This is a genomic window from [Flexibacter] sp. ATCC 35103, assembly GCF_001975985.1.
Lineage (GTDB): Bacteria > Bacteroidota > Bacteroidia > Flavobacteriales > Flavobacteriaceae > Flavobacterium.
This window is the reverse complement of record NZ_MTQF01000007.1, coordinates 26,658-39,248: the sequence shown is the minus strand read 5'-3', so window position 1 is coordinate 39,248 and position 12,591 is coordinate 26,658. Positions and strand designations below refer to the sequence as shown.

Sequence of the window (12,591 nt, the reverse complement as noted above, 5' to 3'; positions counted from 1 at the left end):
TCAAGTAGCAAAATTTATATTTAGTTCATTTAAAAAAATTAATCATTCTGGTTTAATGTAGAAACAAGCAATTTTTTTAGATCTGTGCCATGTGAATATTTTTGTCCCCATACTTGTTTATTTGCATCCCATCCGTGATTGATATCATATGAAACTGTCCGCGAATTATCTTTACTATCCGTTAAGTCAATCAGTATTCCTCTATTTTCAGAATTAAGTATTACGGTGTTATTTTGAATATCATTATTGCTAAACATTAAAAATATTTTATTAGCAGGTGCTACATCAATAGCTTGTCCGCCAAAAGTTTTAAAAACACTACTGCCATAATATTTGCGATCATTATTACTATAGACACAAATTCCGGTAGCATATTCGCTATTAGAATCATTTTGAATCAATACTGTATCGAAGGTATTGGTATTTTCAGTATCAATTAAAATCTCACCATACTCTTTAATTAGCATTCGTTCTTTGAGCTTTATTTTATAATTAGAACCTGCTATACTTTTAAGTCTGGACAAAGAGCCAGACAAAAGAGGTTCTGGCTGAGGAAAATAAATTACATTATCCGGCATTATTATACTCGTAGACGCATAACTGCTCAAATTATATTCCCATTCTATTAAAACAGATTTCATGAATTTTTTTGTAACATTCCAACACAAAGGCCTAAACAATGAAGGATTTTTAGACTTACAGGCAAGAAAGCAACATAAAGTAAAACTCTCCATGTTTAATGCTTCGACTGTTTGCTGAGAAAAGTTAATTATTACTGAATTCTTCATCTATTTTTTAATTGAAATTTGCCACGTCAAATTTTGATTGCTGTTATTTAATAAAAAATTACTCTTCATTAGATTTTAACGAAGAGTAATCAAATTAGGTTTTGTTATTATACAAATTTTTCGCTAAGCGCTAATTCTTCTCTGCTTGCGTTTTCGATTAATAACTTTTTTAAATCTGTAAAAGCATTAAAACTTTTCAACCATGGACCTCCGTCTGCACTCCATCCTTCGTCTACATTATAATTAACTACACGCGAATTATTATCTTTAAGGTTAATGAATGCACCAGAAGACATTGCTTTAGTAATTACCGTACCAATTTCTATTTGTTCTGTAGAAAAAATCAATGCAATTTTTGGTACAGGTGTAATTACTCTTGAAGATCCGGATCCTAAAATTGGAAATGCACAAAGAATACTTGATCTGCCATTTACTACCTGACTTATTCCTACTGAAAATCGCTGACTGTCTTTATTAAGAAAGGATATTGCACCATGAATTCCGTCAGTACTAACTTCTAAGTTAGCAGATCCTCTTTCGATACTTACTAATTGTCCTAAATCAGTTTCTACAGTGCTCATTGCTTCAATTCTGGTTTTAGGAGCAATTGTATTTGTTGAAATATAAGCCTGAAAATCATCTTGCCAGGTAATTTTTATTGATCCCAGTATTTTTTCAGCCGGAAGATTAAACCAAACTGTTGGAGATCCGTCGCCTGATGCATTTACTGATTTAAATCCATAAAGAGAATATCCTTCACTTTTTAAAATTCTTACATCCTCCTGATTAAGATTGATTGTTGTTGTAAAAGTTGCCATAATTTATTTATTTGTTTGTTGGCCCTACTCATAAGGCTTTTCGGGTTTCGCCCAGTATTATTTCCTGAATACTGACAGTTTATTTCTTTATTTATTATCACGAACAAACTCATCAAACTGTTTAAGTTTAAGTGTTTTTGTCTCTTCAATGCGGTTTGTTTTTACATTTGTTTTACTTAGTAATTTAGGTTTTGTGATTACTAAATAAGATTCAAAAACATGACTTAAGTACAGGGGAGATCTGCCATCACCACGTTTTTTATCAAAATTTTTAGATTGATGACACGTAAAACAATTTACCAGATTACCCGCATTGATTTCGTGTATACTGTCCTTAAAGGTTTGTGTATAAGTTTCCATTGTAATATTGGCTAAATTGGAAGAACCTCTTGCCAATGCACCTGGTACAACACTTGAAATTTTATTTGTTACAATTGTTTTTGCCTGCTGTTCAGGAGATAATCCGTCTGTGTCTAGCCAAATAGAACCGTTATAAAAATAATTTCTAAAAACATCTTTCAATTTTCCTGTTACACATTTATTTATGGTATCAATATTATCAAAATTCGCAGGTTCTGATTGGCTTGTTTCCATAAATTTATCAGTTCCTAAAACCTTTGGAACTCCGTATTCATAAAGAACAAAAGCTTTATTTTGAGTAAATGGTTTTTTCGTGATAGTATCCCAGGTTATAGCTTGTAATCCTGATGTTTTTCCTTTTTCATACAGTAACTTTTCAGTTGCTGCTGTAGCATTATTATTCTTCCAGTCATAAACCGGAGCCATGTCTTTATGCTCAAAAGTTGCCCAGATAAATTCAGGATGATTTTTTACTAAGCCTACAACATGCATTCCTAATAATGCCATTGTTTTTATTACATACTGTCCGCTTTTATTTTTAACAGCTGCTTTAGTGGTAAAATAATCTGCACGTTTTTCTTTTGCAATTGCATCTGTATTAATCCATGAAACTTTTAGTTCAAGTGAACCAACAGGAAACGTCTCCAGATTAGAATAAGGTGTTTTTCCGCTATTTATATAAGCTGCTGCCAAAACAGCTTTATCCATAAACGTATTATTAATATGAATTGAATAAAATACCGTATCACCAACACTTTGTCCAGGATTAACTTTTGGGTTAGAAACCAAAACCCCTTCAGGTCCAGCCTGATTATAAGAACTTAAAACTAGTTTTAAACCCAATTGCGGATTTACACGTTCCATTTCAGGACTTACAACAGTAAGAGAATCTAAAAACAAAGGATTTCCGCTTGGCAATGGTTTCGTGAGCCATAAAAACTTTTGCCACGACCATTGATGGAAAATACAGTTTGTAGTGCTTTTGCTGTCAAACGGACTTCCGTCGCCTTCTGCAGGTGGCGGAGTTTGTTCATGAGGAAACCAGTTTTCTTCACAATTACAAGCTGCAGATGTGCTGGTATATGTAGAGAATACTCCATCTTTTTCTATTCCGGTATTTCTGTTAAAGAGAAATAACCAAAGGCCAACTGCTATTACAACCAGAAGCAGCAGTGTAATAACAACGTATTTTTTTTTCATTTTTCTATAGGTTTAGTAAGTTTTTGGAAAGAAAGTATTTTCGAATTAATAAAAAAGACCGCCTACAACCAGGCGATCTTTAAATCAAAACTCTTATCGAGTCAGGAAATTTTTTATTATCCTGTTGAATTGTTTGGGGAGAATTTTAGTTTTGAGCTAACTCTAAGTTTTTAGTTGCTGCAACTGGTACATTTTCGATAGTATGTTGATAATATGAAAAACCTCCAGTTCCGTTCCATGCATTATCAATTGCTAAGTGAGCATCGAAAGTGGCTAAAAAAGAACCAATTGCAGGAGGAGGAACACTATGAACATATTGTCCCTGAAGACTAACTACTTGAGTAACCTTTCCTAACCCTGTTGCATATATTTTTCCTGTTACAGGAATAACAATATGGCTATCAGGTCCTTGTATAGCCTGAGTAACTACTACTGTACCAGAAACAGAATGTTGTGATGGTACAACTACTAAACTAAATGTTGCGATTGGAGCACCTGGTGTTCCTACATTTCCAATTTTGCCTGTTGCTAAATAAGCACCTGCTAATAAATCTGACATAATTTTTTGATTTAGGTTTTCCTACTCGTAAGGCTTTTCGGTGACGCCTCGTTTTTTTTAGTGGTTTCTGCTCCACTTTTATTTTAAGCTTTCGCTATTATAATATCGTAACACTCTAATTTTAGAATCCAACTGTTATTTGTACTGTTATAGAACCAATGTTATCACTTAATCCGGCACCATATTCTCCGTTTAAATCATCATTGATACATAGTTCCAATTTTCCAACAAGACCCGCCGGAGTAGTAACTCCCATACCTACAAGAAAAACAGTTTCTCCTATTTTACCTATAAGTGCACCTTCGTTTTCGTTGGGCATCGTATAGCCTGGCTTTGCATTGATATATGTTGGATTTCCATTTGCATTGTATAACTGACCATTATTATCATTTGGGTTTGCTGTCCATAAACCTTTTAAATAAGAAATGCTTGCAACTGTACTCGCATTCATTCTAATACCCGTGTCAAACCATGGATAACTAGGATTTGGATTCGCTGGAGTATTTGGAGCTGGATCAGCTGCGACTTCAAAATCAGTCGGCGGAACTGCAAAATTGCAAGGGGGAATTGGCGTTGTGAATTCTACATAATCAAAATAATCTGCTAGGGCAAGACTAGTTCCCAAACCTACGCCTGATTGTGATTGCATAAAAGTCACCGGTCTGCTGCTGCTTCCGCTTGCATTAAGAGGACTATACCAAGTCCATAAATAAGTAGAATCAGGATAGTTAGTTCCGGAAGGTGGAAAAAGCACCCCTAAAACGGTAACCGGATTATTTGGACAAAGCACAGGATTATTTAAAATAGTCGCCTGAATACTGCCTCCTACCGCCGGAATCTGAACCCAATTTGGTGCTTCCTGAGGAAACGGAAAGTTTGCGAAACCAACACATTTCGTTATTTCATCTCCTGAATAATTTATTATAAAACCTGCACGACTGTTTGGCGGGGGAGTCATTCCTAAAGGAGATGGTCCGGTAAGAAGCGCAACTTGCGAAGTAAATGGATCATTTGGACCTATTTTATTATAGGTATTTTTCATCAGAGTACTTTGACTCCTATCTGAAGAAACTTTATATTCATTATCAGCTGCCCAGTTATATAAAACCCTTGTAGGCAACGGATTGAATTGTTCATTAACTGGCGTCATAAAAACAGTCATTCCAAAATTTGTATTCCATTCAAACAATTCATAATTGTTAGGATTTCCAAATGAAAAACCAGCAATAACCGGATCTATTAAAGGTGAGCTTAAAGGATTGCTCGATAATCCTTGAAAAGAAGAAAAATAGCTAAAAGAAAACATTTGAAAAAGTGCCAGTTGATTGACATCTCCCATTGTAGGAGAAGCAACAGGACCTTGACCAAACATAAGACGCACCGGCAAATTAAATACACTATCAAACCACATCCATGTAGCGGGCGCCGGAGTGCTGCTGCCAACCGGAATTTTCCACCAGTTCACTTGCTGCGCTTCCATCCAGTTTAAGTAACTGGTTCCAGCACAATTAGCATTTCCACTTTCGTTCCCAAACCAATTTGTAGTAGGAACTGTCCAGCCCATATCTACAGGCACAAAATTAACTCCGTCTGTAGATACTGTCGTTTGCGAAGGAGTTACATTATACCACCATCTTCTTCCTGAACTTCCCACCAGTAAAGCATTTAATCCAATTCCTGCTGCATAGTAAACTGTTGCAATGCAAATTTCAAAAAACGGACTCGCTTTATCCGCAACAGTACTGTTACTCTGAAGAGGACTAAAAGGATGAAGCAAGCAAGTACATTCCCAATACTGTGGCAGTATTGGCTGAGAGCCTGTAAAAGACTCCAGAACTGGATATTGTGATTCTGATATAGGATCGACACATGTTGTAGAAGATAAGTCTTTCATGAGATTAAGTTTTTTAGTTTATTTTTTGAGGTTTGTTTTTGGTTTTGTTGTTTCAAGAATAAAAATTCAAATAACTAAATAACAACACATTATAAAAAATATAAAAGATGCCTTAAATAATATATTTGGTTTATTTCTATTTCAAAACTATATCAAATACAAAGTCATTTTGAATAAAATGTTATAGGACAGAAATTTTTAGGTATGAATGAGATAATGAATGACACAGAATAATTTTGCAAGTAGAAACACGTGTTTTTGGATGATTTTAATGAAATAATAAAAAACGACTCCATAAACTTTCATTTATTTTTGAAAGTTTAAAAACTTTTACTTACTTTTGATCTATGGAATTCAAAGAAGCAAAAAATAAGTTCGTACAAACCTGGGGAGCATTAGGTTCTCAATGGGGAATTAATAAAACCATGGCACAGATTCATGCTTTATTAATGGTCTCGAACGAACCTGTTTCTATGGAAGACATTATGGACGAATTGCAAATCTCGCGCGGAAATGCCAGCATGAACCTAAGAGCATTAATGGATTGGGGAATTGTGTACAAAGAATACAAAGCCGGAGAAAGAAGAGAGTTTTTTACTGCCGAAAAAGATCTTGACGAATTAGCGGTGAAAATTTCAAGAGAAAGAAGTAAGAGAGAAATTAAACCTGCCCTTAAAATACTAAAAGAAGTTTCGACAATTGAAGCAAAAGATACAGCCGAAGAAAAACATTTTGTGGATCAAACTACTAAATTGTATGATTTTGTTTTAAAAGCAGATAACATGTTAGATAAAATGACAGAATTCAATGAAAACTGGTTGGGAAAACTGGTTTTGAAAATCATGAAGTAAAATATCAAAGTAAAAAAATTTAATCAAAACTTTCATTTTTTTCTGAAAGTTTAAAACAAACAAAAATCAAGCCATGACATTCAATACACTACACAAAATCAATAAAGTCTTCTATTTTACAACACTTGCTCTTTACCTTTTGGTTTATTTCGGTATGATGTTTCAAATTATCATGGGAATCGTACAACTAATAATAGGATTTACTCTACTTGTGAGAAGGGATGAATTAAGTAAAAGCAAAAAAACAAAACTCATTATTTACTGGATTTTAGTAATAGCAGTTTTCCTCTTAATTGTAATCAATTTCAAACTTAAATATGTTGCAGGTAGCTTATTTTGTTTTTTTATACTTCCAATGGCTATCGCAACTTACTTCTATTTTTTTACAGCAAATATTAATTCTGAATCATTTCTACAAGCCGAATGGCAAAACTTAGCCATTTTCAATTATGAAGTTGACAGTGAAGTTTTAGAAAAATATCTTCCTGCGGGAACTGAAATAGATATCTGGGACAACAAATGTTATGTAAGCTTAGTTGGTTTTATGTTTAAAAACACAAAAGTTCAGGGAGTAAAAGTACCTTTTCATATCAATTTTGAAGAAGTCAATTTAAGATTCTATGTTAAACGTTTCGAAAATGGCGAATGGAAACGTGGTGTCGTTTTTATTAAAGAAATTGTTCCTAAAAGCGCCATTACCTTTATTGCTAACACATTATATCAGGAACATTATGAGACGCAGAAAATGCGACATGAAATCATTGAAAATGAAAATACGAATACTTTTATTTACCAATGGAAAAGTGATAACAAATGGAATACAATTGAGTTAGAAACCAGAAATAATCTTAGCGAAATTGAAATTGATTCTGAAGCCGAATTTATTACAGAACATTATTTTGGATATACCAAAATTGATGACGAAACCACTTTTGAATATGAAGTTCAACATCCGAGATGGGAACAATTTGAAGTCCTGAATCATAACGTTGATATTAATTTCAGTGAAACATACGGAACTGATTTTGAATTCCTTCAAAATAAAAAACCAACTTCAGTTTTTCTGGCAAAAGGTTCCCAGATTACCGTTCAAAATAAAAGAAAATTGCAAATAATTCCTGTTTTAGAAGAAACTTACCAATCAATTTGATGATCCTTAAAACCCAAAAATCATGAAAACGCTAGAAAATCAAACCTTACTTTATGATGAAGATTGCCCGCTTTGCAGTTTATACACAACCGGATTTGTAAAAAGTGGAATGTTAGATGAAAACGGAAGAAAATCTTATTGCCAATTATCTGCCGAAGAACAAAATTTTATAGACTTAAAACGGGCAACAAACGAAATAGCTTTGGTTGATAACGAAACCAAAACCGTTACGTACGGAATTGATAGTTTGATAAAAGTAGTGGGATTTTCTTTTCCTGTAATTGAAAAAATTGCAATAACAAAACCTATTCATTTTATCCTCAGAAAAATGTATTCTTTTGTTTCTTATAATAGAAAGGTAATTATTCTCGGAAATGTAAAGGAAGAAAACAAGCTACAATGCGTTCCGGATTTCAATTACAAATACCGTTTTCTTTTTATCGCATTTGCCTTAACGATAACGACTTTTGTTTTATTTGGATATTCTGATTTGATTCCTGTTTTACCCAAAACAAGTATCGTTAGAGAAGTTGCTTTAGCTTTTGGTCAAATCGTTTTTCAAAGCTTATTTCTTTTAAAATTAAAACTTGATAAAAAAACGATCATCAATTATGCAGGAAATTTAATGACTGTTTCTTTAATGGGTTCTTTAATTTTAGTACCAATTTTAATTATAAGTCAGTTTATAATTGTTCCGGCAATTCTCATTTTTGGTTGGTTTGCGATAACGGTTTTGATCATGTTTACAGAACATTTTAGAAGAATTAAAATTCTAAAACTTCCATTTTATTTATCTTACACCTGGATTTTATATCGAATTCTTGCTTTAGCCTTAATCTTAAATTAAAAACAGCCACGAATTCACGAATTATTAATATTCGCATAGAATAAAATTAATTCCCAATTTATAAAATTCGTGAATTCGTGGCGATAAAAATAGTACTCTGATGACAAAACTTATAATCGCAGCCGGAACCGGTTTTTTAGGACAGGCTTTAGTCAATCATTTCAAAAATAAATTTGAAGAAATTGTAATTCTGACCCGAGGAAAATCTCAAATAATTGACGGAATAAAATATGTAAACTGGAATGCTAAAAGTTTTTCGGGTTGGGAAAAGGAACTGGAAAACGCAACAGTTTTAATAAATCTTGCAGGAAAATCTGTTGATTGCCGCTATACAAAAGAAAACAAAAAAGAAATTTTGTGGTCTAGAATTAAAAGTACAAAGGTTTTAAATGAGGCAGTTTTAAAATGCAAAAAACCACCAAAACATTGGCTGAATTCATCTACCTCAACAATCTATCGCTTTTCATTAGATAAAGAAATGGATGAGGTTAACGGTGAAATTGGAAATGACTTTTCTATAAATGTTGCTTTGTCTTGGGAAAAAGCTTTTTTTAAAACCGAAACTCCAAATACTTTAAAAACGGCTTTGCGAACTTCTATAGTTTTAGGTAAAAATGGCGGCGCTTTTATTCCGCTTAAAACTTTGGCAAAAATAGGTTTTGGAGGAAAACAAGGAAAAGGAAATCAGTTTACAAGCTGGATTCATGAAGATGATTTTGTCAATGCAATTGATTTTATTATTGAGAAAGAAATTACCGGCGTCATAAATATTGTTTCTCCGCAACCAATTCGCAATGCTGATTTTATGCAAAGACTTAGAAAAGCAGTTGGTTTTCCTTTCGGGATTCCGATGAATAAGTTTTTTCTGGAAATTGGATCTTTCTTTATTCGAACAGAAACGGAACTGGTTTTAAAAAGCAGAAATGTAATTCCGAAAAGACTTTTAGAAAATGGATTTGAATTTAAGTTTGGGAATATTGATAAGGCTTTTCGAGATTTATTGCGTTAAGAATTTAGTCAAGGATAGATAAGTAAAACCTCAATTTTATAGCGCCGGAGGAGCAAAATATTTATAAAAAAAAATACAATACGTACTTCTCTAAGCTCCAGCAAAGCGATATATTTTTGATTATACTACTAGATAAATATATCACCCCGCTGGGGCTCAATTATATGTTCCTACATATTTCTATAAATATGTCGTCCCTATGGGACTTGAAGCTAGGCGTACAAAATATTTATGTATTGCTCCAGCGGAGCAAAATACTTATAGAACGAACATAATACATTCCTTCCTAAGCTCCAGCGGAGCGACATATTTTCTTTAATACTCAATAAATATATCCCCTCGCTGGTTTTAAAAATCTAATTTCTACTATATTTCTATAAATATGTCATCTCTTTGGGACTTAAAACTAGACGTACAAAATTTTTATGTAATGCTCCAGCGGAGCAAAATATTTATAGAAAAAACATAATACGTTCCTACACAAAGCTCCAGCGGAGCGATATATTTTCAATAATAATCAATAAATATCACGACGATGGGGCTCAAAAATCTAATTTCTACTATGTTTATATAAATATGTCTTCCCTCTGGGGCTTGAAATATTCTAACTAATTATGACAACAATCAATCTCACCACGAAAATAAAAGCGTCCAAACATATTGTTTTTGATGCATCACGAAATATTGATATTCATCAGCAATCTGCGAGTAAATCAAATGAAATTGCAATTGCCGGAATAACTTCTGGTTTAATTAATTTAAACGAAACGGTAACCTGGCGTGGCAAACATTTTGGTTTTTATCTCACACACAAAAGCCGAATAACAGCAATGAACTTTTACGATTATTTTGTGGATGAAATGGAAGAAGGAAAATTCAAGTTCTTTAAGCATGAACATTTTTTTGAAGAAGAAAATGGCGTCACGATCATGAAAGATAAAATGCAATATGAAACTCCGTTTGGGATATTAGGGAAAGTATTTGATTCTTTATTTTTAAAGAAGCATTTAATACACTTTCTTTTAGAAAGAAATAAAACACTGAAAGAAGTAGCTGAAAACAAGTTTTAAAATAATTTTCTTACATTTACAAGTATTCCAATCCTTATAAAACATTAAAAATAAACTTATGACTTTAAAAACTAAAATTTTATCGATAGCATTCTTCGCCATTTCTTTTATAGGATTTGCACAGAGTAATTGTGCAACTTTAAAAGGATGCGAAAGAAAATTATGTGAGTTGAACACTAAATTGGTCGCTGCTAAAAAAGCCGGTAATCAAAACCAAATAAAGGGAGTTGAAGAGGCTATTTCGAAAACCAAGAAAAACTGTACGACTAAAACCGTAACTACTGATCTTGACAAAAAGGTAAAAGAAAAACAACAAAAAGTTAAGGAAAGAACTGATGATCTGAACAAAGCAATTAATGATCAGGAAAGCAAAGAAAAAATCAATAAGAAAAAAAAGAAACTAGATGAAGCGAAAGCTGATTTGAATAAAGCTTTGGCGGAACAAAAAATAAAATAAATTATTGTTGATTTTGTCTCTCGCAGATTTAGCAGATTGGGCAGATTTTTAAAATATTAATTTCAATTGCCTTCAGCTAAAGCTGAAAGCAATTCTATTATTAATCTGATTTTTCACTTTCTTTTAAAAATAAAATCTCTCATTTTACGGTTTGCGTGAGGGATTGAGGGTATCCTTTTATGAAGCGGAGCGGAATAAAAGATATAGCCGAAAGCCCGATTCGCCGCGGCGAAACACGCCCAAAATAACATTTTAAATATCTTCATAAAAAACCCGATGTTCAAAACAACATCGGGTTTTTCATTATGCATTGAAAGAGAATTATATATTAAATGTCTTCTCTATTAGTAGCCTTCATTACAAAAGTAAAATACAAAAAAACGGTAAGGGTATTGATAAATAAATGCTCAAGAAAAACATAAATACTCATTGGAGGCATAAACCAGCTAAAAACGCAAGTCCCAAAATATGCACTTAGATAAAGCATTGTCTTTTGATAGATAATTACAATCTTTTTATTGATGTGAAACAACAAAAACAGCCATAAAATCAATTTATTATTTAACGCCATCGCAAAAAGCAAAGAAAAAGCACAAACGAATATGGTAACGCCAAAGTAAGACTCAATCATAAGAGGCCAGATAAAACAGATGAAGAAATTCCATCCAAAAAACAAGGCTAGAAATTGCAAAAAAGTAAATTTAAATCTTAAAAAGTATATGTTTTCTTCCATAAAATATCATGAATACAATTTATAAAAATACTATCATTAGCCACCAGAAAATTGGGACGCTTTCGACCCAGAAAGAAGTGTAGTATTTAGATCGGTTTGGGTTTGCGAAAAATATAAACAGCATTAAAGTCACGACCATAATAAGATTTATTATGAGATCATGAAAGGTAAATGTCAAAATGCCAACAATCCAAAACGGAACTAAAAGCGAGAACCCTAAAATTTTAGTTCGCTTCACGCCTATTGTTTGCGGAACGGTTTTTAAGTGCGGATCGTCATTCGCCAGATCAATAATCTCGAAAACCAAAATCAATACAAAAACCAATACAAATCGCTGAATGCATTTTATAAAAAAATCAGGTATAAACGGAATTTCAGCATTTATATAGGGCAAAACTAATGTTGCGCCAACCCAGCAAAGTGCCACAATATAGATTTTTACGCCAGCCCAGTTTCGGGCATTTTTTCTATTGGGGAAAAACGGAAGTGTATAAAGTGCGGTGATGGCAAAAATGATGACGGAAACAACTTGAGTAATTCGCTTGAGATGGAAGAAATAATAGCCAACTAAAACGAGTGAAATTAGGCTTAATGCAGCGATAATTTTTAATTGATTTCCTATTGGCTTTTTCTTCACGCGAACCAACGCATCATATTTAACAAAATTATACCCCACAATTGTTCCAAAAAAAACAAACAACGCCATTGGCTCATCATATTGAATATGAAACACATGAAACGTAACCCGAACTAATGCGTAACAGGATAAAGCCACATGAATACTGCTATTCAGGTAAAAATCGAATATCTGTTTTAATAGTTTCATTCTTTAAATCTAATCAATTATTAACAAAT

13 protein-coding genes are annotated in these 12,591 nt (G+C 32.9%); 6 read left to right on the top strand and 7 right to left on the bottom strand.

Features of this window, described 5'->3' with window-relative positions; translation table 11 throughout:
- Positions 1–38: 38 nt before the first annotated feature.
- The 5 genes from BXU01_RS15300 to BXU01_RS15280 form a co-directional block, all read right to left on the bottom strand.
- Positions 39–788 carry a hypothetical protein gene (locus BXU01_RS15300; RefSeq protein WP_123774073.1) on the bottom strand — a complete coding sequence of 250 codons (750 nt, stop codon included), beginning with the start codon at positions 786–788 and terminating at the stop codon, positions 39–41.
- 107 nt (positions 789–895) lie between these two features.
- A complete protein-coding gene (locus tag BXU01_RS15295) occupies positions 896–1,606 on the bottom strand; it encodes a hypothetical protein (protein ID WP_083694018.1) in 711 nt (236 codons plus the stop codon).
- An 87-nt stretch (positions 1,607–1,693) separates the two neighbouring features.
- Entirely contained in the window at positions 1,694–3,166 is a 1,473-nt protein-coding gene (locus tag BXU01_RS15290) for a hypothetical protein (RefSeq protein WP_083694017.1), read from the bottom strand.
- A 145-nt stretch (positions 3,167–3,311) separates the two neighbouring features.
- The gene (locus BXU01_RS15285) at positions 3,312–3,725 is read right to left on the bottom strand and encodes a DUF1842 domain-containing protein (protein WP_083694016.1); all 414 of its coding nucleotides are present in this window, start codon (positions 3,723–3,725) and stop codon (positions 3,312–3,314) included.
- A gap of 121 nt (positions 3,726–3,846) precedes the next feature.
- Positions 3,847–5,619, bottom strand: coding sequence for a hypothetical protein (locus BXU01_RS15280; RefSeq protein ID WP_083694015.1), 1,773 nt, complete (start codon positions 5,617–5,619; stop codon positions 3,847–3,849).
- 347 nt (positions 5,620–5,966) lie between these two features.
- Between BXU01_RS15280 and BXU01_RS15275 the strand changes: the two genes are divergently transcribed.
- From BXU01_RS15275 to BXU01_RS15250, 6 genes are all read left to right on the top strand, one after another.
- Positions 5,967–6,470 (top strand): GbsR/MarR family transcriptional regulator, encoded by a 504-nt coding sequence (locus BXU01_RS15275; protein ID WP_083694014.1) that lies wholly within the window; start codon positions 5,967–5,969, stop codon positions 6,468–6,470.
- Positions 6,471–6,543: 73 nt separating this feature from the next.
- A complete protein-coding gene (locus BXU01_RS15270) occupies positions 6,544–7,620 on the top strand; it encodes a YqjF family protein (protein ID WP_369819557.1) in 1,077 nt (358 codons plus the stop codon).
- Positions 7,621–7,642: 22 nt separating this feature from the next.
- On the top strand, positions 7,643–8,467 hold the full coding sequence (locus BXU01_RS15265) for a hypothetical protein (protein WP_083694013.1): 825 nt from the start codon (positions 7,643–7,645) through the stop codon (positions 8,465–8,467).
- A 100-nt stretch (positions 8,468–8,567) separates the two neighbouring features.
- Complete coding sequence (locus BXU01_RS15260; RefSeq protein ID WP_083694012.1) at positions 8,568–9,476, top strand: TIGR01777 family oxidoreductase; 909 nt, start codon at positions 8,568–8,570, stop codon at positions 9,474–9,476.
- 614 nt (positions 9,477–10,090) lie between these two features.
- A complete protein-coding gene (locus BXU01_RS15255) occupies positions 10,091–10,546 on the top strand; it encodes an SRPBCC family protein (protein ID WP_083694011.1) in 456 nt (151 codons plus the stop codon).
- Between the two features lie 58 nt (positions 10,547–10,604).
- Positions 10,605–11,003 carry a DUF1090 family protein gene (locus tag BXU01_RS15250; protein ID WP_083694010.1) on the top strand — a complete coding sequence of 133 codons (399 nt, stop codon included), beginning with the start codon at positions 10,605–10,607 and terminating at the stop codon, positions 11,001–11,003.
- Between the two features lie 328 nt (positions 11,004–11,331).
- On the opposite strand, the gene BXU01_RS15245 is transcribed toward BXU01_RS15250, so the two are convergent.
- Entirely contained in the window at positions 11,332–11,634 is a 303-nt protein-coding gene (locus BXU01_RS15245; RefSeq protein ID WP_123774072.1) for a hypothetical protein, read from the bottom strand.
- Between the two features lie 121 nt (positions 11,635–11,755).
- The gene (locus BXU01_RS15240; protein WP_083694008.1) at positions 11,756–12,562 is read right to left on the bottom strand and encodes a hypothetical protein; all 807 of its coding nucleotides are present in this window, start codon (positions 12,560–12,562) and stop codon (positions 11,756–11,758) included.
- Positions 12,563–12,591: the final 29 nt, after the last annotated feature.

Coding starts and splice junctions, on each gene's coding strand:
- BXU01_RS15300 (WP_123774073.1), bottom strand. CDS start 788: ATGAAGAATTCAGTAATAATTAACTTTTCTCAGCAAACAGTCGAAGCA.
- BXU01_RS15295 (WP_083694018.1), bottom strand. CDS start 1,606: ATGGCAACTTTTACAACAACAATCAATCTTAATCAGGAGGATGTAAGA.
- BXU01_RS15290 (WP_083694017.1), bottom strand. CDS start 3,166: ATGAAAAAAAAATACGTTGTTATTACACTGCTGCTTCTGGTTGTAATA.
- BXU01_RS15285 (WP_083694016.1), bottom strand. CDS start 3,725: ATGTCAGATTTATTAGCAGGTGCTTATTTAGCAACAGGCAAAATTGGA.
- BXU01_RS15280 (WP_083694015.1), bottom strand. CDS start 5,619: ATGAAAGACTTATCTTCTACAACATGTGTCGATCCTATATCAGAATCA.
- BXU01_RS15275 (WP_083694014.1), top strand. CDS start 5,967: ATGGAATTCAAAGAAGCAAAAAATAAGTTCGTACAAACCTGGGGAGCA.
- BXU01_RS15270 (WP_369819557.1), top strand. CDS start 6,544: ATGACATTCAATACACTACACAAAATCAATAAAGTCTTCTATTTTACA.
- BXU01_RS15265 (WP_083694013.1), top strand. CDS start 7,643: ATGAAAACGCTAGAAAATCAAACCTTACTTTATGATGAAGATTGCCCG.
- BXU01_RS15260 (WP_083694012.1), top strand. CDS start 8,568: ATGACAAAACTTATAATCGCAGCCGGAACCGGTTTTTTAGGACAGGCT.
- BXU01_RS15255 (WP_083694011.1), top strand. CDS start 10,091: ATGACAACAATCAATCTCACCACGAAAATAAAAGCGTCCAAACATATT.
- BXU01_RS15250 (WP_083694010.1), top strand. CDS start 10,605: ATGACTTTAAAAACTAAAATTTTATCGATAGCATTCTTCGCCATTTCT.
- BXU01_RS15245 (WP_123774072.1), bottom strand. CDS start 11,634: ATGATTGAGTCTTACTTTGGCGTTACCATATTCGTTTGTGCTTTTTCT.
- BXU01_RS15240 (WP_083694008.1), bottom strand. CDS start 12,562: ATGAAACTATTAAAACAGATATTCGATTTTTACCTGAATAGCAGTATT.